Annotated in this window: 20 protein-coding genes and 1 tRNA gene; 6 read left to right on the top strand and 15 right to left on the bottom strand. The window is 43.9% G+C overall.

Features of this window, described 5'->3' with window-relative positions:
* Positions 1–407 precede the first annotated feature (407 nt).
* Together ABDW33_RS22495 and ABDW33_RS22490 are read right to left on the bottom strand one after the other, a co-directional pair.
* A tRNA-Met gene (locus ABDW33_RS22495) sits at positions 408–481 on the bottom strand.
* Positions 482–560: 79 nt separating this feature from the next.
* Positions 561–2,570 (bottom strand): thiamine pyrophosphate-dependent enzyme, encoded by a 2,010-nt coding sequence (locus tag ABDW33_RS22490; RefSeq protein WP_343692352.1) that lies wholly within the window; start codon positions 2,568–2,570, stop codon positions 561–563.
* Between the two features lie 175 nt (positions 2,571–2,745).
* On the opposite strand from ABDW33_RS22490, the gene ABDW33_RS22485 reads away from it, so the two are divergent.
* Complete coding sequence (locus tag ABDW33_RS22485) at positions 2,746–3,216, top strand: MarR family transcriptional regulator (protein ID WP_343692351.1); 471 nt, start codon at positions 2,746–2,748, stop codon at positions 3,214–3,216.
* Positions 3,217–3,347: 131 nt separating this feature from the next.
* Here ABDW33_RS22485 and ABDW33_RS22480 read toward each other — a convergent pair whose 3' ends face one another.
* From ABDW33_RS22480 to ABDW33_RS22465, 4 genes are all read right to left on the bottom strand, one after another.
* The gene (locus tag ABDW33_RS22480; protein WP_343692350.1) at positions 3,348–3,959 is read right to left on the bottom strand and encodes a fumarylacetoacetate hydrolase family protein; all 612 of its coding nucleotides are present in this window, start codon (positions 3,957–3,959) and stop codon (positions 3,348–3,350) included.
* Positions 3,960–4,002: 43 nt separating this feature from the next.
* Positions 4,003–4,584: an aminoacyl-tRNA hydrolase gene (gene pth, locus ABDW33_RS22475; protein ID WP_343692349.1), complete on the bottom strand. Its 582-nt coding sequence runs from the start codon at positions 4,582–4,584 to the stop codon at positions 4,003–4,005.
* Between the two features lie 139 nt (positions 4,585–4,723).
* On the bottom strand, positions 4,724–5,314 hold the full coding sequence (locus ABDW33_RS22470) for a 50S ribosomal protein L25 (RefSeq protein WP_343692348.1): 591 nt from the start codon (positions 5,312–5,314) through the stop codon (positions 4,724–4,726).
* A 40-nt stretch (positions 5,315–5,354) separates the two neighbouring features.
* Positions 5,355–6,299, bottom strand: a complete 945-nt coding sequence (locus tag ABDW33_RS22465; protein ID WP_343692347.1) for a ribose-phosphate pyrophosphokinase — start codon at positions 6,297–6,299, stop codon at positions 5,355–5,357.
* 220 nt (positions 6,300–6,519) lie between these two features.
* Here ABDW33_RS22465 and radC point away from each other — a divergent pair, with 220 nt between their 5' ends.
* Both radC and ABDW33_RS22455 read left to right on the top strand, forming a co-directional pair.
* Positions 6,520–7,311: a DNA repair protein RadC gene (gene radC / locus ABDW33_RS22460; protein WP_343692346.1), complete on the top strand. Its 792-nt coding sequence runs from the start codon at positions 6,520–6,522 to the stop codon at positions 7,309–7,311.
* A gap of 87 nt (positions 7,312–7,398) precedes the next feature.
* On the top strand, positions 7,399–8,376 hold the full coding sequence (locus ABDW33_RS22455) for a Gfo/Idh/MocA family oxidoreductase (protein ID WP_343692345.1): 978 nt from the start codon (positions 7,399–7,401) through the stop codon (positions 8,374–8,376).
* A gap of 206 nt (positions 8,377–8,582) precedes the next feature.
* Here ABDW33_RS22455 and ABDW33_RS22450 read toward each other — a convergent pair whose 3' ends face one another.
* The 4 genes from ABDW33_RS22450 to ABDW33_RS22435 form a co-directional block, all read right to left on the bottom strand.
* A complete protein-coding gene (locus tag ABDW33_RS22450) occupies positions 8,583–9,254 on the bottom strand; it encodes a 2-C-methyl-D-erythritol 4-phosphate cytidylyltransferase (protein WP_343692344.1) in 672 nt (223 codons plus the stop codon).
* 78 nt (positions 9,255–9,332) lie between these two features.
* A complete protein-coding gene (gene queA, locus ABDW33_RS22445; RefSeq protein ID WP_072360469.1) occupies positions 9,333–10,382 on the bottom strand; it encodes a tRNA preQ1(34) S-adenosylmethionine ribosyltransferase-isomerase QueA in 1,050 nt (349 codons plus the stop codon).
* Positions 10,383–10,473: 91 nt separating this feature from the next.
* Positions 10,474–12,225 (bottom strand): ABC transporter ATP-binding protein, encoded by a 1,752-nt coding sequence (locus ABDW33_RS22440; protein ID WP_343692343.1) that lies wholly within the window; start codon positions 12,223–12,225, stop codon positions 10,474–10,476.
* A 47-nt stretch (positions 12,226–12,272) separates the two neighbouring features.
* The gene (locus tag ABDW33_RS22435) at positions 12,273–13,043 is read right to left on the bottom strand and encodes an AMP nucleosidase (protein ID WP_343692342.1); all 771 of its coding nucleotides are present in this window, start codon (positions 13,041–13,043) and stop codon (positions 12,273–12,275) included.
* A gap of 244 nt (positions 13,044–13,287) precedes the next feature.
* Here ABDW33_RS22435 and ABDW33_RS22430 point away from each other — a divergent pair, with 244 nt between their 5' ends.
* The gene (locus tag ABDW33_RS22430; protein WP_343692341.1) at positions 13,288–13,731 is read left to right on the top strand and encodes a type I restriction enzyme HsdR N-terminal domain-containing protein; all 444 of its coding nucleotides are present in this window, start codon (positions 13,288–13,290) and stop codon (positions 13,729–13,731) included.
* Between the two features lie 52 nt (positions 13,732–13,783).
* Here ABDW33_RS22430 and ABDW33_RS22425 read toward each other — a convergent pair whose 3' ends face one another.
* From ABDW33_RS22425 to ABDW33_RS22410, 4 genes are read right to left on the bottom strand one after another with little or no spacing between them, the layout of a single operon-like run.
* The gene (locus ABDW33_RS22425) at positions 13,784–15,202 is read right to left on the bottom strand and encodes a Glu/Leu/Phe/Val dehydrogenase (RefSeq protein WP_343692340.1); all 1,419 of its coding nucleotides are present in this window, start codon (positions 15,200–15,202) and stop codon (positions 13,784–13,786) included.
* Between the two features lie 47 nt (positions 15,203–15,249).
* Positions 15,250–15,507, bottom strand: coding sequence for a CcmD family protein (locus tag ABDW33_RS22420; protein WP_343692339.1), 258 nt, complete (start codon positions 15,505–15,507; stop codon positions 15,250–15,252).
* Positions 15,504–16,166 carry a cytochrome c biogenesis protein CcsA gene (ccsA, locus tag ABDW33_RS22415; RefSeq protein WP_343692338.1) on the bottom strand — a complete coding sequence of 221 codons (663 nt, stop codon included), beginning with the start codon at positions 16,164–16,166 and terminating at the stop codon, positions 15,504–15,506. Before ccsA ends, ABDW33_RS22420 begins: the two co-directional genes overlap by 4 nt.
* A 42-nt stretch (positions 16,167–16,208) precedes the next feature.
* Positions 16,209–16,874, bottom strand: coding sequence for a heme exporter protein CcmB (locus ABDW33_RS22410; protein WP_343692337.1), 666 nt, complete (start codon positions 16,872–16,874; stop codon positions 16,209–16,211).
* Between the two features lie 31 nt (positions 16,875–16,905).
* Here ABDW33_RS22410 and accC point away from each other — a divergent pair, with 31 nt between their 5' ends.
* Both accC and ABDW33_RS22400 read left to right on the top strand, forming a co-directional pair.
* Positions 16,906–18,381: an acetyl-CoA carboxylase biotin carboxylase subunit gene (gene accC, locus ABDW33_RS22405; RefSeq protein ID WP_343692336.1), complete on the top strand. Its 1,476-nt coding sequence runs from the start codon at positions 16,906–16,908 to the stop codon at positions 18,379–18,381.
* A gap of 117 nt (positions 18,382–18,498) precedes the next feature.
* The gene (locus tag ABDW33_RS22400) at positions 18,499–18,978 is read left to right on the top strand and encodes a GtrA family protein (protein ID WP_343692335.1); all 480 of its coding nucleotides are present in this window, start codon (positions 18,499–18,501) and stop codon (positions 18,976–18,978) included.
* 8 nt (positions 18,979–18,986) lie between these two features.
* Here the strand turns inward: ABDW33_RS22400 and ABDW33_RS22395 are convergent, their stop codons facing one another.
* Complete coding sequence (locus ABDW33_RS22395; protein ID WP_343692334.1) at positions 18,987–19,553, bottom strand: thymidine kinase; 567 nt, start codon at positions 19,551–19,553, stop codon at positions 18,987–18,989.
* Between the last annotated feature and the right edge of the window lie 120 nt (positions 19,554–19,673).

The raw sequence follows: 19,673 nt of genomic DNA, 5'->3' as shown, positions 1-19,673 counted from the left end.
TTTAATGCGAAAATCAAAGCGTTTAGAAATGCGATGAGAGGAGTAAGAGATGTAGAATTTTTCCTGTTTAGGTTATCCAAAATTTATGCTTGACAGGATCAATCCCCCAAGAATTCAACTTGATCCATTAAAAGCTAATGGACTGCCAGCGGGTTCATTTATAACTGCAGAAAGATAATTTTGTAATTCGAGAAGCAGAGAAGTTTTACCACTTCCATTTCGGCCAGTGATGATTAAATGTTTTCTTTTATCAGTGGAAATAGATATTTCGAGTTCTTTTATATTCCGAACTTCATTTATGCTTATAGATGAAATGAATATGTCATTCATAAATTTACCATCAAAGTATAGATGAATATAAAAAATAAAAGGCTTTCAAGCAAACCTGAAAGCCTTTATCATTAGTGTAGCGAGAAAGGGAGTTGAACCCTTGACCTCAGGGTTATGAATCCTGCGCTCTAACCGCCTGAGCTACCTCGCCAAGTCCTCGTCTTGTTCAAAACGGGAGTGCAAAGATAACGGGGAATTTGATAAAAGCCAAGAGGTATTTAGATTTTTTTTTAATAAGCTAATAATTCCTTGATCGCAACCTTCACTTTCTGCGGATTAGGTAACATTTCATTTTCCAAAGCCGTATTAATAGGTACTGCTGGCAGATCGAGGGCTCCAAGTGTGAAAACCGGCGCATCCAGCGAACGGAAGCAATGTTGTTGAATACGGCCGGCCAAAGCTTGCGCAAAGGAATTGTTCAACTGCTCCTCTGTGAGGACCAGACATTTCCCATGACGTCTAACCGTCGAATAGACCAGTTCTTCATCCAGTGGGAATAGCGTACGTAAATCAATCACTTCTACCTGCCCCGGAAAAGCGGCTGCTACAGCCGTAGCCCAGTGTACGCCCATCCCATATGTAATAATACAGCACGTACCGCCTTTCTTCACATCCTTCGGATGAGCAGCTACTACTACCCTACCTTTGCCCAATGGCAGTTGATAATCTGCAGCTGGTTCTACCATAATAGCACCCTGGGTACCAGGTACCTTACTCCAGTATAACCCTTTGTGTTCCAACATAACAACCGGGTTAGGATCAAGGAAAGCAGCCTTCATCAGCCCTTTCATATCAGCAGCATTGGACGGGTAAACTACCTTAATACCTTTGATGGTCAATAAAGTAGATTCAATACTACCCGAATGATAAGGCCCTCCTCCCCCATAAGCTCCTATAGGAATACGGATCAGGGTTTGTACGGGGAATTTCCCATAACTGAGATAACAGGATTTAGATATTTCGGTCACCAGCTGGTTAAAGCCCGGATAGATATAATCGGCAAACTGGATTTCAACAATAGGCTTGACACCTACAGCTGATAAGCCTGCGGTAGCACCTACGATATATGCTTCCTGAATGGCAGTATTGTATACTCTGTGATCACCAAATTTTTCTGCGAGTGTAGCAGCTTCGCGGAATACACCACCTAAACGGCGTCCTACGTCCTGGCCAAAGAAGATAGCTTCAGGATACTCCTTTAAAATCTCTTCTACCGCGTGTAAAGCAGCATCCACCATCATCACTTTCGTACCATTTTCAGGTGTACGGTCACCATTTTCTGTGGTTACAGCAGCCGGCGCGAATACGTGGTCCTTTACTGTGCGCGGATCCGGATCCTGAGAAATCCTCGCCTTGTCAAATTCTGCCTCTATATAATCCTGTGTATCCTGTTCAATGGCTATCAGTTCCTGTTCGGAGATACCGGACGAAAGCAATAATGCTCTCAGTTTCGGTAAGGGATCTTTTTCTCCATGCAATGCAAGGTCCTCATCTGTTCTATACCATTCTTTACGAACACCGGAAGTATGATGCCCCAATAATGGAACACAGGCATGCACCAACACCGGTTTCCTTTCTTCACGCACATAAGCAATAGCAGCCTCCATACCATGATAGCTCTCCTCAAAGTCACTGCCGTCCACCCTGAGCCTTTTCAGCCCTTTAAAACCAGCGGCATATTCATACGCATCCATTACACGGGTTTCTGCAGATGAAGCGGAAATCCCCCATTCATTGTCCTGTACCAGGTAAATTACGGGTAGCTCCCATAAGATGGCACTCTGCCATGCCTCACTGACTTCCCCTTCTGTCACACTCCCATCACCTAATGAGCAAAGTACCACCGGCAATTCACCATGAGGACCTGTAGCCAGCGAATCTGCCAGATTTCTCTCCAGGTAACGGATACCCTGCGCCATGCCCGTAGCGGGAATAACCTGCATACCTGTAGCGCTGCTTTGGTGAGGGATTAAAGGTCGGTTGGGTACCCGGCTACCCGGGTGGCTATAATACGATCGCCCGCCGGAGAAAGGATCATCTCCCTTGGCGAGGAGTTGTAACATGAGTTCAAGCGGTGTAAAACCCATAGCCAGCAACATGCTATCGTCCCTGTAGTATGGACTGGCATAATCCCAGGGTTGTAATAGCAAACCAGCAGCTATCTGGATGGCTTCGTGGCCCCGTGAGGTGGAATGTACATATTTGCAGATGGAGCGATTCGCTTCATACGTTGAGGCCATATATGACGCCTGGCACATCAGGCGAAAGGCCTTAAGCCATAGGCCTTGCTTATTAGCATTGCCGGCTTTTATAGTTGGGGTGATTGTACTATCTTTAAACACTTTGTATCTAATTTCGATGTTTATAAGAATACATAGTTGCTAATACAACTATTGCTAATGCAATTTAAACTATATGCCTAATACTTTCGTAACAAATCCATCTTTTTTTAAGTTGGATGCCACCCTTAAAAGAATCCGTAATTACTGGCAAAAGACTTTTGATCTTCATAAAATGGATATTACTGTTGATCAGTGGCTGCTGATAGAAAACCTCTATAAACACAAAAAGATTACGCATAACGAACTTGCCAGGCTGACATCGAAGGATATAACGACTGTTTCCCGTATTATAGAATTACTGGTAAAGAAAGAGCTGGTGCTCCGGGAGGGGTCTCCGCAGGACCGCAGAAAGGTATTTTTGCAGCTTACTGCCAAAGGTGCAGAGAAGTATAAGGAGGCAAGACCTTTAGTGTTGGAAATGCGAAAAACGGGCTGGAATAATCTCTCTGAAGAAGATTTTCAGGAATTGACGAGGATACTGGATGTGATTTATAATAATGTGCCGGATGAGGTAACTTTAACGAAGCAGGTATCTGAAGACTGATTTAAAATTTAAACTAATGTCTTGTGCACTCTAGGGATCGATTCAACTTGCGAACTGATTAAAATAATTCAAAACTGAAACCGGCCTGCTCATTATAAATGGGCAGGCCGGTTTCTTTATATTTAAGACATTTATTTCACCATAAATTCCAGCAAGCTATCATTTTCAATAAACGCTTCCAACGTATCCCCTATTTCCACGGGACCAACACCAGCCGGAGTACCCGTAAATACCAAATCCCCGATATTCAGCGTAAAGAATTTAGAAATATAAGCTATCAGAAAATCGAAAGAGAACAGCAGGTCTTTTGTATTCCCTTGCTGCATCAGTTCTTTATTTTTATACAGACAGAAATTAATATCCTTCTTATCCAGTTCAGGCGTTATAGGAATAAATTGCCCTACCACCGCCGAATTGTCAAACGATTTTGCAATTTCCCAGGGAAGCCCTTTCTGTTTTTGCTTATCCTGCAGATCGCGAGCTGTAAAGTCAATCCCAATACCAATCTGGTCGTAGTATTTTTCAGCAAATTTTTCCTGAATATGCTTGCCGTTCTTGCATATTCTTAGCACCAGTTCACATTCATAGTGGAGATTGTCGGTAAACTCAGGATAGTAGAATGGGTGGTTGTTCTGCAACAATGCATTCTTAGGCTTCATGAAAATCACGGGTTCTGTCGGTACCTCATTTTTCAATTCCTTTGCATGATCAGCATAGTTTCTTCCAACGCATATAATTTTCATGACGGTTACTCTTTAATTAAGGTTAAATGAATGGATTAATAAATTAGTTTCCGGGTAAATATTTAAGGTTATTATACTGATTCATCGTACGTTCCAATCCAATTGATACAAATCCTTCGATGATTTCCACACATTTTTCCAGTTTCCACTGCACGATCGGTAATTCGTCTTTGGGCCATTTGCCCAGTACAAAATCTACCTGCCTGCCTTTAGGATAGTTATTACCAATACCGAATCTCAAACGTGGATACTGATTGGTACCCAGGAGTTCATTAATGTTCTTGAGCCCGTTCTGGCCTGCATCACTACCACCAGGTCGGATACGCAGCACTTCAACAGGCAGTGCCAGGTCGTCGACCAATACAAAGATATTTTCCAATGGCACTTTCTCCTTATCCATCCAGTATTTTACAGCTTTACCGCTCAGGTTCATATAAGTGGTAGGCTTAATCACAATAAGAGTACGTCCTTTCCACTTCACTTCTGCTACATCCGCCAGGCGTTCGTTTTTGTAGGTACCTCCATGTTTGGCAACAAAGGTATCTGCGATATCGAATCCAATATTATGGCGGGTATGCTCATATTCTGCGCCTATATTCCCAAGCCCTACTATCAGGTATTTCATCTGTCGAGTAATTTAATATATACTCGTGGTGCTATCCAACATATATACGGAGGATTTGCATACCACGGCGTAAAAATAGAAAAAGTCCCATCCCGGAGAACCAGGACGGGACTTTTTGGAAAAATATCTATAAAGAAAATTATTTCTTCTTGGCGTCTTTTTCGTTAGCAGCCTCTTCCTGACGTAACTGACGGGTCATTACTACGGAAGCGATAGGAATACGAGGAGAGTTAGTGATCTCGATGTTTTCAGCTACTACGTCTTCTACGCGGATGTTACCGTTCAGTTCCAGCTTATCGATGTTAACTTCGATATTCTCACGCAGGTACTTAGGCAGCGCCTTTACTTTCAGGGCCTTGATCTTAACAACCAGTTTACCACCGGCTTTAACACCTTCGGACTGACCTACGATCTTGATTGGGAGACTAACGCTAACTGGCTTGTCTTCAACCAGTTCCAGGAAGTCGATGTGTGCCAGTTCGTCAGTTACTTTATCGAACTGCAGATCTTTAAGTACGCATCTGTAAGTTTTAGCGCCTAATTTGATTTCAGCCAGCTGAAATTCAGCCGTGTAAACCAGATTTTTGAAAGCTACAGCTGGAGCAGAAAAGCTCACAGTTTCAGCACCCCCATAAATAACACAAGGCACTTGTCCCTCAGAACGTACCTGGCGGGTGGCTTTTTTGCCATATTCGCTCCTGAGTTGTCCTTCGATTGTTATCGTTTTCATTGATTAAACATTTATAATTGTTATAAATAAGCTATTGCTATTAGCGGCGGTGGCTATGCACGAACAGGTTTGTGATAGACTTGTTCTCATGCATATTCCTGATCGCTACTGCAAAGAGATCAGCAACACTGATCACTTTGATCTTTGAAGATTGCTGTTTCAATGGAATGGTGTCGCAGATAACGAACTCTTCCAATACAGAATTCTCAATGTTTTCGTAAGCCTTTCCACTCAGCACAGGGTGTGTACAAAATGCACGAACACTCTTTGCGCCCTTTTCTCTCAGCAGGTTGGCTGCTTTGGTAAGGGTACCTGCTGTATCGCAGATGTCGTCAATTAACACGATGTCCTTATCCTTCACATCACCTATAACAACCATGGAAGCGATTTCATTTGCACGTTTACGATGCTTATCGCAAATCACCATTTCCGCGTTGAAGTAGGCCGCTACCTCCCTTACCCTGTTAGTGCTACCCACATCAGGGGACGCAAAGGTAAGATTTTCCAGCTTCAAATTCTCAATGTAAGGAATGAAAATTGCCGAACTATCCAGGTGGTCTACCGGGATATCGAAGAAGCCCTGGATCTGAGGAGCGTGCAAATCCATGGTAATCACCCTGTTAGCCCCTGCCGACGTCAGCAGATTCGCTACCAGCTTAGAGGCGATGGCTACCCTTGGTTTGTCCTTTCTGTCCTGCCGGGCGAAGCCAAAATATGGTATTACTGCGGTGATATAACCGGCAGAAGCCCTTTTGGCTGCGTCGATCATCATTAATAACTCCATCAGATTGTCCGACGGGGCATTAGTGCTCTGCACGAGAAAAACATAATCACCGCGGATACTTTCCATATAAATCGGCTGGAATTCTCCGTCACTGAACTTTTGAATTGTCATTTTACCCAGCCCGTTGCCGTAGCGACTGGCGATTTTCTCTGCCAGCGCTGGGTTGCTGTTCCCTGTGAATATTTTTACTGATGGTTGCATGAACTATGAAAAAGAGGTTGCAAAACTATGATTTTTGGAGTATGAATTTTTTTATTTTTTGTTGGTTACAGGGCCAGACACACGACTTCGCAATATTTCAAATAAGTAAAACTCTTATAAACAGAGGGTTACCTATTTAGTGTTGTGGATTGTAGAGCTAATTTAAAAAAAATTGAAAGACTATTGGGAAATATGTAAATTACTAATAAAGTTAGTAAAGATGGGAACCATTGATTTGTTAGCCGGGTATAGGTCTATTAAGGATTGGCATATAGATGACCAGCCAAGACAAAAGTTAATTATTAAAGGGACGGATGCCCTGAGCGACGCAGAGTTGCTCGCTTTATTGCTGAATACTGGCCATAAGCACAAATCCGCACTATTGCTGGCGCAGGAAATATTACACCAATCATCCAATAATTTACAGGAATTAGGCAAGCTGAATGTCAACCAGCTGAAGAAACTGAGAGGTGTTGGCGAAGCTAAAGCTGCCAGATTGATAGCTGCTTTGGAACTGGGTCGCAGACGGCAGGCAGGGTTTTCGCTGTCTAAGAAAACAATCAGAAATGGACAGGAAGCGGCTTTGTATTTCAAACCAATCCTGGGCGATTGTCTTGCAGAACGTGTCCATGTACTTTATTTAAATTTTGCTAATAAGGTTATTAAGGATTGCTGCGTCAGTAAAGGAGGTATTTCCTCAGCTCCTGCTGACGTGAGAGTTATTTTGAAAGAGGCACTGGAACTGGGTGCGACTTCAATCATTTTATGTCATAACCACCCTTCAGGCAACCTGAGTCCCAGTCAGGCCGATCTTACATTTACACAAAAAGTTATACGGGCAGCCGCACTGCTGGATATCCTCGTGCTGGATCATATCATTGTATCTCAGACGGGATATTACAGTATGAATGAAGAAGGACTGATGGATGAAGAGAAAAGATCTACCGGCAGACTAATCAGAGAAAATGACTCTCTATCGGGCTTCTCAGGATGGAGGATTGCTATAGCATAAGGTCTACACAAACATATATATTATAACATTTGGATATAATACCGTCTTTTACTTACATTCGCAATTATTTTATTTTCAAAGAATAATATGCTCAAAATAGGAATCTTTGGCGTGGGGCACCTGGGTAAGATTCACCTTTCCCAATGGGCCACCATAAAAGACGTAGAAGTAGTCGGCTTTTTTGATCCAAGTGATAGCAATGCCGCAAGTGTCACACAGCAATACCAGATTCCGAGATTCTCGACTGCGGAAGAACTGATACTAGCTTCTGATGCCATCGACATCATCGCTCCTACCACCCAGCACTTCAAGTTATGTGAAATGGCTATCCGCAACGGAAAGCACATTTTCGTAGAGAAACCGATGACCAATACCATGGAAGAAGCTAAAACACTGGTAAAACTAGTGGAAGAAGCGAATATTAAATTCCAGGTAGGTCATGTGGAACGTTTCAATCCGGCTTTTCTCGCACTGAAGGGACATACACTCAACCCTATGTTCATCGAAGTACATCGCCTGGCTGAATTCAATCCACGTGGTACCGACGTTAGCGTGATACTGGACCTGATGATCCATGATATTGACATCGTGCTCAGCATCGTACAATCTACAGTAAATCGTATCTCCGCAAGTGGTGTCGCTGTTATGAGCGATACTCCCGACATTGCCAACGTTCGTATCGAATTCCATAATGGTTGTGTTGCTAACCTGACTTCCAGCCGTATCTCCCTGAAAAAGATGCGCAAAATGCGTCTCTTCCAGAAAGATGCCTATATCGGCATAGACTTCCTGGACAAGAAGACTGAGATCATCAAGCTGAAAACACCAGCAGATGAAGGTTTATTTACATTAGATATTGATACTAACAGTGGTAAAAAAACCATCGCTATCGACAACCCTGAAATCAAACAGGTAAACGCGATCAGGATGGAGCTCGAACTGTTCAGAGATGCTATCCTTCAGAATAAACCTGTACCAGTGAACGCAATTGATGGTCTGCAGGCGATGGAAGTAGCACATCAAATTCTGGCTAAAATTAATAAGGGATTAACTGCTGAGGCTTAATTCTGTTGTTGAAAAGGATATCGTAATTGATAGCGGATTATACCTTTAAGCCTTCGTAATATATCATGTGTTATGTGCCGAAGTAGCAGGTAATGGCCGTCATAAACTTTGTTGGAGTCTATTCCGAAGCTTCATTACTACGTCTTTGAAATACACCCTGTATTATATCAAAAAGTTTATCACTCGCTTCTGATAATACAGGATGATTAATCTTTCTTTCCCAATAAAGCTTCTGCTATCGTAAGATCCAGCGGGCGGGTAATCTTAATATTTGCTTCGTCGCCGGGTATTAACTGTACCTGGCGGCCCTGACGCTCTACTACCGTTGCTTCATCGGTAAATAAAGGATCAAAAGGCTGTTCAAAAGCTGGCAGGATCCACTCAGATAAAAAGGTCTGTGGGGTCTGTATTATTTTGTATTGCTCCCTGTCTACTGCTCTGTTACCATTATGAATCAACTCACGGATACTATCTTTCATATCAATCACTGGAATCGCACTGCCCTGCGTGACAGCGCCTTCGTAACAACGATGAATTAACGCTTTACTGACCATGGGCCTCACTCCATCATGTACAAAGATCACCGCCGGCCCCTGTACCGTCTTCAACCCGTTGAGCACTGAGTTGAAACGCGTTTCCCCCCCTTTCACCAATAGTACCTGCTTAAAATCGCCTATCCATTCAGCTACATAACTAAAATGGGCCTCCGGTAATACCAATACGATCTCCATATCTGCATATGCCTGTACAAAGGCATTGACAGTATGCCACAATACTGGCTTTCCAGCCAGTTCCAAAAACTGTTTTGGAACAGCACTTCCCATACGGGTACCGGAACCTCCGGCTACAATGATGGCTACTTTCTTTCGTTGTTCCACGAGCTGAAATTAAATTGCGAATGATCCTGCATTGAGCAGCACCATTCGCAATAAATAATTGAGAATCTGTTTCGTTTATTAGAGGATCAGCATAGCATCGCCATAGCTGAAGAAACGGTATTTCTCCTTGATAGCCTGTTGGTAAGCTTCCATTACCAGATCATAACCAGCAAACGCACATACCATGATCAGCAGACTTGTCTTAGGCAGATGGAAGTTAGTTACCAAAGCGTTAGGGATAGCAAAATCATAAGGAGGATGAATGAATGTATTAGTCCATCCTTCTGCTGCTTTCAGCATGTTCTGTGCAGTGACAGAAGATTCTACAGCCCTTACAGTTGTAGTACCGATTGCACACACTTTACGATTTTCCTCTTTCGCCTTGTTCACAATCTTTACAGCGTATTCATCAATGTTGAAATACTCCGCATCCATTTTGTGCTTGCTCAGATCTTCTACTTCGATAGGACGGAAAGTACCTAAACCAGTGTGAAGAGTTACCTCTGCAAACTTAATACCCTTGATTTCAAGACGCTTGATCAGCTCACGGCTGAAGTGCAAACCAGCAGTTGGCGCAGCGACTGCACCTTCGTATTTAGCATACACTGTCTGATAACGCTCTTTGTCCTCGTCTTCAGGCTTACGCTTGATGTACTTCGGCAGGGGTGTTTCACCCAGGGTGTCTAATACCTGCTTAAACTCATCATCATTACCTTCAAACAGGAAACGGATGGTACGGCCACGGGAAGTAGTATTGTCAATTACTTCCGCTACCAGTGACTCATCATCTCCAAAATACAATTTGTTGCCAACCCTGATCTTACGGGCAGGATCCACAATCACGTCCCACAAACGATTCTGCTTGTTCAGTTCGCGCAACAGGAATACTTCAATTTTGGCACCTGTTTTCTCTTTACGGCCGTAAAGACGGGCAGGGAACACCTTCGTGTTGTTCACCATCATTACATCCTTGTCATTGAAATAATTCAGGATATCCTTGAATACCTTATGCTCGATTTTGCCGGTGGCACGGTTTACCACCATCAAACGTGCTTCATCTCTTGTCTTGGAAGGGTGCTGTGCGATCAGATTTAAAGGAAGATCAAACCTAAACTGTGATAGTTTCATATTACGGTATGAATAAATTTAAAGGTTGCAAAGGTATTGATAATATACCATCTGTCAAAAAATGATTATTTGCTATTTGTAAAACAATAAATTACGCATAAATGTTTTTAGGAATAGAGCTAATGAGCTGCTTTGTATATTCACGCTGCGGATGCTCATAAACCTGATCTGCCGGCCCTTCTTCTTCTATCCTCCCCCTGTTCATCACCATCATCCTGTCACTGATGAAACGTACTACTGACAAATCGTGTGATATGAATATATACGTAAATCCAAACTCTTCCCGCAAACGGATGAGCAGATTTAATACCTGTGCCTGAATACTTACATCCAGCGCCGCCACCGACTCATCACAGATGATAAACGAAGGCTGTAATGCCAACGCCCGGGCAATAACTATCCGCTGCCGCTGTCCACCGGAGAACTCATGCGGATAGCGGTAATAATGCTCTGGCAACAGATTTACTTTATCCAGCAATTCCTGTACCTTTTCTTTACGTTGACGATCATTCGCATATAATCCGTGTACCTGCAGTGGTTCCAGAATAGCCTGACCTACGGTCAGACGTGGATTAAGGGATGAGTAGGGATCCTGAAATATTATTTGCAACTCTTTACGGAGGTCCCGCATTTCCGAAGCCGGCAACCGGCAAAGGTCTTTTCCTTTATATAATATACTGCCGCTCGTGGGGGGCGTGAGCCTCAGCAAGGTACGACCAAGGGTTGTCTTTCCACAACCAGACTCTCCCACCAATCCCATTGTCTCTCCTTCCTTTACTGTAAAACTAACCCCATTTACTGCCTTTGTCCAGCTCTGCACTTTCCCAAAAATGTTGCGGGAGGCAGGAAACCAGGTATGCAAATCTTTTACTTCCAATAACGCAGGTTGTTGCGCAATATGCTGCTCTCTTAAGATTATTTTTTCTGCAGGTACTTCAAGGCTGTTAACCAATAATTGCACGGCCTGCCCTTTCTCCTGAATCAACCCGGCGGCGTCTACTTCCATAAAATCGCGTGTTACCGGCAAGCGGTACAATCTTTTGTCCAGCGGAGGGCGGCATGCCAGCAGACCTTTTGTGTAGGGATGCCGGGGATGTGTAAATATTTCCTGTACACTGCCCTGTTCTACGATCTCTCCTTTGTACATCACCGCTACCCTGTCAGCAATTTCTGCGATCACTCCCAGGTCATGGGTGATGAACACTACGCTCATCCCTGTTTGTTGTTGTAATTCTTTCAATAATGCAAGTATCGCCTTCTGTACCGTAACATCTAATGCGGTAGTCGGCTCATCCGCAATCAGCAGGCGGGGTTGGCAGCTGATCGCCATAGCGATCATGACACGTTGTTTCTGACCACCGGATAACTCATGTGGATAACGATGTAAGATCTTTTCAGGGTCTGGTAGACGCACCTGCCTGAATAAGGCCAGGGTTTGCTCTTCAGCCTCACGGGCAGAGACTTTTTTATGCAGGCGGATGGCTTCTGTTACCTGTGCTCCACAGGTATGCAGCGGGTTCAGGGCCGTCATTGGCTCCTGAAAGATCATTGCTATTTCATTGCCTCTCCAGTTGCGCATCTCACTTTCTGAAAGGTCCGGGAGATTAACAGGGGGCTTTCCCGGGTCAACCTGGTACAATAAACTACCAGCTGTAATGAGACCCGGAGACTGAATCAGCCGCATCAGCGCAAGTGAGGTCACAGACTTTCCTGAGCCGGATTCTCCGACAATTCCTATGATCTCCCCTTTTCTGATGTCCAGAGAAATATCCTTCACCGCCTTGTGGCCGGCGAAGGAAACGGTTAGATTCCGAATGGAAAGTAGTGTGGCTGATGTAAGCATGAGTCCTTTAAGGTACTCATATTACGAAATAATAAGCAAAATTCTATCTAGAATCGTAGATGCTTTACTGTCTGGTGACTGTTGATCAACGCTTTCAGTGAGTCGATACCGATCTTCAGGTGATTGTTCACATAATCAGAAGTCACTTTCTTATCACTTTCTTCTGTCTTTACCCCCTCAGGGATCATTGGCTGGTCAGAAACCAGTAGTAATGCGCCAGTAGGGATTTTGTTAAAGAAACCTACCGAGAAAATTGTGGCAGTTTCCATATCTACCGCCATCGCCCTGATCTTTTCCAGGTAACGTTTGAACTCTACATCATGCTCCCATACGCGGCGGTTGGTGCTGTAACAGGTACCCGTCCAGTAGTCGCAACCATATTCACGGATGGTGGTAGAGATGGCCTTCTGGAGGGCAAATGATGGCAGAGCTGGTACTTCAGGCGGGAAGTAGTCATTGGATGTACCTTCACCCCTGATGGCCGCAATTGGCAGGATCAGGTCCCCGATGTTATTCTTTTTCTTCAAGCCACCGCATTTACCAAGGAATAACACTGCTTTAGGATCGATAGCACTCAGCAGGTCCATAACGGTTGCAGCACTGGGGCTACCCATGCCAAAATTGATGATGGTAATGTCATTTGCTGTAGCACATTGCATAGGCTTACCATTGCCAACAATCCTGACATTGTTCCATTCTGCAAATAAGTTGAGGTAATTACTAAAGTTGGTGAGAAGGATGTGGGAACCAAAGTTATCCAGCTTTTCTCCGGTGTAGCGGGGAAGCCAATTAGCTACTATTTCTTCTTTTGTCTTCATAGCCTTTTGACATGCAAATTTACAAAAAATTCCTGGTAGTAACTCATTTATCCACAACAAGAAGTGTCACAGTTTGATTTATAACGTGAATTGTATGGACAGCTAGTGTGACTCACCGACCTGCAAGGTGACTTTTGCTGCTAATCCCTCATCGTTAATGCCAGGGAGAAAAAAGCCGGTGAGCGATTATAAAAACTGAAAATCAACCAACCGCAAAAATTCAGGAGAAGACTACCTTTGCCTGATGATTACCATCGAATTCCCCCCTCCCGACTTCAAAATCATTACAGAAAATGATAAAGACCTGATCTTCGACCGTTTCCGAAAAAAGTATGTCGTACTAACACCTGAAGAATGGGTCCGCCAGAATTTCCTCAATTACCTCGTTTCTTCCCTTAAATACCCGGCATCCCTGATCGGAATTGAAAAAGAGATTTACCTGGGAGAGCTGAAAAAACGCTATGACATCGTTGTGTTTAACAAAAACCACCAGCCCTGGATGATTGTCGAGTGCAAAGAAATGGGAATCCCCCTCAGTCAGACCACTTTAGAACAAATTGTACGTTATCATATGGTATTACCTGCTGCCTACCTGGTGATCACTAATGGCGTAAATACCTGGTGCTGTGAACATAATGTAACCGCCGGTCGCTGGGATTTCATTGAAATGCTGCCATCACACCAATAAAAAAAGGACGGACCCTTGCGGATACGTCCTTTTCTGAATATACTGTCTTCCATCAAGGGAAAATACCGAGTTGTTCGTAAGCAGCGCCGACTTTGTCGATTGCACAGATATAAGCAGCAGTACGCATGTCATGTACATCAGGATGATTAACCATGATCTCACGTACTTCATGCAGAGCAGCATGCATGGTTTCTTCCAGACCGGAATATACCAGATCTACCTCATCCGCACCATGTGCAATGAACTTCCTCTCTCTTTCAGATACACTTTTACCTGTCAGGTCTTCAATTACACCCAGGATGTGAATATTCATATTCTCATCAAAGCGTTTGCCCAGACGGCCATAACGTACATGGCTGAGGTTCTTTAGCCATTCGAAGTAAGATACGGTAACACCACCGGCATTCAGGAACATGTCCGGAATGACGATCACGCCTTTCTTATTCAGGATCTCATCTGCTTCAGGCGTAATCGGACCATTTGCAGCCTCCCCAATAATGCGGGCTTTAATATTAGCTGCATTGCCTTTGTGAATTACATTTTCCAGTGCTGCCGGGATCAGGATATCACATTCCATTTCCAGTCCATCTGTATTTTTGGCCAGTGTCTGTGCACCTGGGAAATTTACAATTGAACCGGTTTCAGCTCTGTGTTTCAATACCTTATCCGGATCCAGACCTTTTTCATTGTAGATCGCACCATCGTATTCAATCAGGCCTACGATGATAGCGCCCGCTTCATGGAAGTATTTAGCAGCATGGTAACCTACGTTACCTAACCCTTGTACGATCACCTTCTTGCCAATAAGACCTGGCTCCAGGCCCACCTTCTTCATGTCTTCCTTGATATTGCACAGTTCCTGCAGACCATAGAATACACCCAAACCGGTTGCTTCCTTACGACCTCTTACACCGCCCTGCGAAACAGGTTTACCAGTCACACAGCCATAGCCATCAATTTCACCCGGACGAAGGCTCATATAAGTATCCAGGATCCAGCTCATTTCTCTTTCACCGGTTCCATAATCAGGAGCAGGAACGTCAATACCAGGGCCGATAAAGTTTTTCTTTACCAGTTCCGCAGTATAACGACGGGTAATGTTTTCCAGCTGGAATGGGGAATAATTGCGTGGATTGATTTTGATACCACCTTTTGCACCGCCGAAGGGTACGTTTACGATGGCACATTTGTAAGTCATCAGCGAGGCAAGGGCCATTACCTCATCCTGATTCACTTCTTCACTGAAGCGGATACCACCTTTACAAGGAAGTTTGTGGTGTGAATGTTGTACACGATAGGCTTCGATTACTTCGATCTTGTCACCTACGCGAACGGGGAATTTCATACGGTAAACGGCATTACAAGCTTTAATCTGCTCGAGAATGCCCTTCTCCCATTTCGTGAAACTTGCGGCTTTGTCAAAGCTTTTCTCAACGTTCTGGAAAAAGCTTATGTGCTGTTCTTGCGCCATAATAAAAACTGTTTTGGTATAAATATGTAGTTGGACTTAATAAAGTCTTAGAGAGTATCAGCACGGTCCCTACGCTCCAGCTTACCGATCTTCCGATCCAGGCGAACCAAAAAAATCACAATGCCTATAAAGATGATCAGCAGGACTCCTACTACCACATATATCTTGCCATTGCTACGAAAAAACTCATTTACCGGTCCAGTCTCTGTATTCTGTTGCTGCGATACTGGCTCTTGTCCAAAAGTCAGCAGGGAAACTAATAATAGCAAACAGGTACAGCAGAAAGAAATCGCTTTGTTAATCATTTAAAAATATTTTTTAACTCTAATTTTTTGTAGCGCACCACAAGGGTATAGATCCATACACTCAGTAATACCCAGCCAATAAATGCCGGATAAAGTACCGTTTTCATACCGCCATCAGTATCTTTTGAGGCAAATGTGGGAGAACCGGCAGCTCCTGGGTGAAGGGAATCCACCATCCGTGGGATGATATATGTTAAGGGAATCAACAAAGCAAATGCGAAAATGTTAAACACTGCGGAGATACGAGCACGCTTATCAATATCCGGAATAGACATGCGCAGTACCAGATAAGCCATATAGATCAGCAAAGCAACAGCTGTCAACTGCTGTTTGGCATCGCCTGTAATTGTTCCGCCCCAGGTATAGGTCGCCCACAGTGTACCGGTACTAAAACCAAGTATACCAAAGAATACGCCTACACTGCCGGCAGCACCAGCCAGGGCATCTCTTCTTAAATCGTATTTAGTGAGATAGAGGAGGGAATTCGCTACTGAAATGCTGAACATGGTATACATGCACATCCACATCGGTACGTGGAAAAAAAGTCCCCGGGATGATTGCTGATTGGTCCCTATAATGGGTATATCAATAGTAAACCCAGCAATTATAGTGTATATGAGAAGTATTACCGCTAAAGCTTTCCACCAGTGCTTTGCCATTGTTTTATCGGACTAAATGAGAGGCAAACCTACAACAAAATTCTAATCCTTCCATAAAAAAGGAAACAGAATAAGCGACAAGCCGACTATGAGTATATCCATAGCTCCCAGCATCAGGAACATCTTAGGCAGACCAGGCTGATAAACAATGTTAAAGGAAGAACGCGCTATATTCGACAGCATAGTAAGCAGGGGCAAAATTATAGGGAATCCCATAATTGCCATCAATGCCGCGTTCTGGTTAGCCTGGGCCGCAATAGCCGCCAGCATTGTAAACAATAGTGAAAGACTAAGGCCTCCCAGCATAATGACCCCTACAAAATAGGGAAAGTTAACGATGGGATTACCCATGAAAAGAACACAGCAGACCAGAGTGATGACACTCATGATAGCCATGAGCAAAATATTATATATCAGCTTGGCAATGATGAAGTTGCGGGGATGCACCAGCGAGTAAAAGTACAATAACCGACCCCGGTTTTCCTGCAGAAAGCTCTTGGCAATCGCATTCACTGATACAAATAATTGCACCACCCAGAAAAGTGCGTTCCACGTCTTATCTTCCGGCTTGCCGATCATCAGATTAATGACAAATACGGTAGAAATGATGTAAAGCAGTACCCCATAAAGTGCATATTTCTGACGTAATTCCAGTAATATGTCTTTTTTCACAAGGGTAATCGTTTGTTGGAATGCGGTCGATTTCATGAGGGGGCAAAGATACCTTATATTCGCTTTTATGAAAAAAATACTGGTAGCCAATCGCGGTGAAATCGCACTACGCATTATGCGATCTGCACGGGAAATGGGCATTGCCACCGTGGCAGTGTATTCCGAAGCCGACCGGACGATGCCCTTTGTACAATATGCTGATGAAGCCATTTGTATAGGCCCCGCTCCATCCAGCCAATCCTACCTGCAAATCGATAAGATTATAGCAGCAGCTATTCATTCGGGAGCGGATGCTATTCATCCCGGCTACGGATTCCTGAGCGAAAATGCCCGCTTTGCAGAAGCTGTGACCGCTGCAGGTATTATTTTCATTGGCCCCAGCGCCCACGCCATTGAAATGATGGGTAGCAAACTGGCTGCTAAACAAGCTGCGCAAAAATTCGGCGTACCTATGGTACCTGGTACCGAGACACCTCTTCGCAGTGTGGAAGAAGCACAGGAAGTAGTGAAAAAAACAGGTTTCCCTATCCTCATCAAAGCATCAGCCGGCGGCGGAGGGAAAGGTATGCGGGTTGTAAACGACGCCTCCGAACTAGAGGAACAGATCCGCCTGGCTAAAAGCGAGGCGATGAGCGCCTTTGGCGATGATGCCGTATTCATTGAAAAATATGTAGGTGCCCCTCGCCACATCGAAATACAGATACTGGGAGACCAGCATGGCAATTACGTCTATCTTTTTGAACGTGAATGCTCTATTCAACGCCGTCACCAGAAACTGATTGAAGAAGCACCTTCTTCCTGCCTCACACCTGATATCCGTGCTGCCATGGGTAAATGTGCCCTGGATGTAGCCAAAGCCTGTAATTATTATGGTGCCGGCACAGTAGAATTCCTCGTAGATGAACGATTGCAGTTTTATTTCCTTGAAATGAATACCCGCCTGCAGGTGGAACACCCGGTTACAGAATTGATCACCGGACTGGACCTTGTAAAGGAACAAATCCGGGTAGCTAGCGGGCAGAAATTGTCCTTTTCACAGGAAGACCTTACAATAAATGGTCATGCCATTGAGTTAAGGATCTGTGCCGAAGACCCCGCCAGTAATTTCCTGCCGGATACAGGTACCCTTGAAACCTATGTACGGCCCCAGGGATATGGAGTTAGGGTCGATGATGGATATGAGGCAGGTATGGAAATTCCAATCTATTACGATCCAATGATTGCCAAACTCATTGCATGGGGAGCCGACAGAGAGGAAGCAAGGGAAAGATTACTGCGCGCTATTGCCGAATACCAGGTAAAAGGCATTCAAACCACTTTACCTTTTGGCCGCTGGGCTTTACAGCAGCCAGCCTTCATCAGCGGACAGTTCGATACTAACTTTATAGGAAAATATTTTACACCACAATCGCTGGAAAATCCCTCACCTGATGCCGCCAGGGCCGCTGCTTTGCTGGCAGTACAGGTATGGCAGGAAGAACAGAGAAAGGCCCAGCAGCAACCTATCAATCACGCCGGAAGTAAATGGAAAACCCGGCGCTAACGGCCTTCTCATGCCGTCTCATCCATTCTGTTGAAAACCAATAAATTGTTAAGATAATTTTAAAGCGCGATACAGTAACGGTAAAACGTACTAGTTTTGTTATTGTATATTTTTTTTATGAGACGGTTTATTTTATTAGTTATTTCGTTTTTCTACCGCCCATTTGCCAAAATGATGCCCTTTCAGACCTTCCGCTACCTTGCCTGTGGTGGAGGTAACACGGCGCTGGATATATGTTTATATTTCATTAGCTTCCACTTTATCCTGAAAGAACAGGATGTAATTCTACCTTTTATTACTATACAAGCCCATATAGCCGCCTTATTCATGGCTCTCGCCATTACTTTTCCCACAGGTTTTCTCCTCAGTAAATACATTGTATTCTCTGAATCAAATCTGAGAGGTCGGGTACAACTGATCCGCTATTTTATGCTTGTAGGTACCTGCCTGCTACTGAACTATGGATTTATGAAGTTATTTGTAGATGTGCTTGGGTTCTATCCCACTCCTGCCAAGATCCTGACTACCTGCTTCGTGGTAATATTTAGCTATCTGACACAAAAGAAATTCACATTCAAGGTAAAAGCGATAGAGTAGCCAGCAGACTACTCTTCGTAATAACAATGCCGGCACCTCGGTTCATACAGGTCCGTTTCTCCTAACAATACAGTATGCTTATCGGCTGACTTCCGGTAAGAATAATTGGCGATATTGCCACACTTCACGCAAATGGCGTGCAGCTTGGTAATGTAATCTGCTTTCGCCAGTAAAAATGGCATCTGTCCAAAAGGCTTGCCCAGATAATCCATATCAAGACCTGCCACAATTACACGGATACCACGTAATGCCAGCTGATCACATACTTCGGGCAGCTCTCCATCAAAAAATTGCGCCTCGTCTATACCTACAACATCAACATCCTGTGCCAGTAACAGGATCTGCTGAGAATTCTCAAGAGGGGTACTATTTATCCTACTTTCATCATGAGAAACAATATGTTGTACATCATAGCGGGTATCAATAACCGGCTTAAATATTTCGACTTTCAAATTGGCAATACGGGCCCTTTTTAATCTTCTGATCAACTCCTCCGTTTTTCCAGAAAACATTGAGCCACAGATCACTTCTATCCAACCCCTTCGCCCTCCTGCAAGAGAAGGTTCAATAAACATAATATACTATTTTGATTTACAGTTAATTAAAATGGTATAACTTCATGCAAAGAAAATAATTTCTTCCAGACTACGTTAACAATTAACGCATGGAACACATTTTGCATTAAATTATTTTTT

Origin of the sequence: Chitinophaga sp. (assembly GCF_039596155.1) — a bacterium.
GTDB lineage: Bacteria > Bacteroidota > Bacteroidia > Chitinophagales > Chitinophagaceae > Chitinophaga.
Note: the sequence above shows the minus strand (reverse complement) of the source record. Positions and strands in the feature narration are given on the sequence as shown.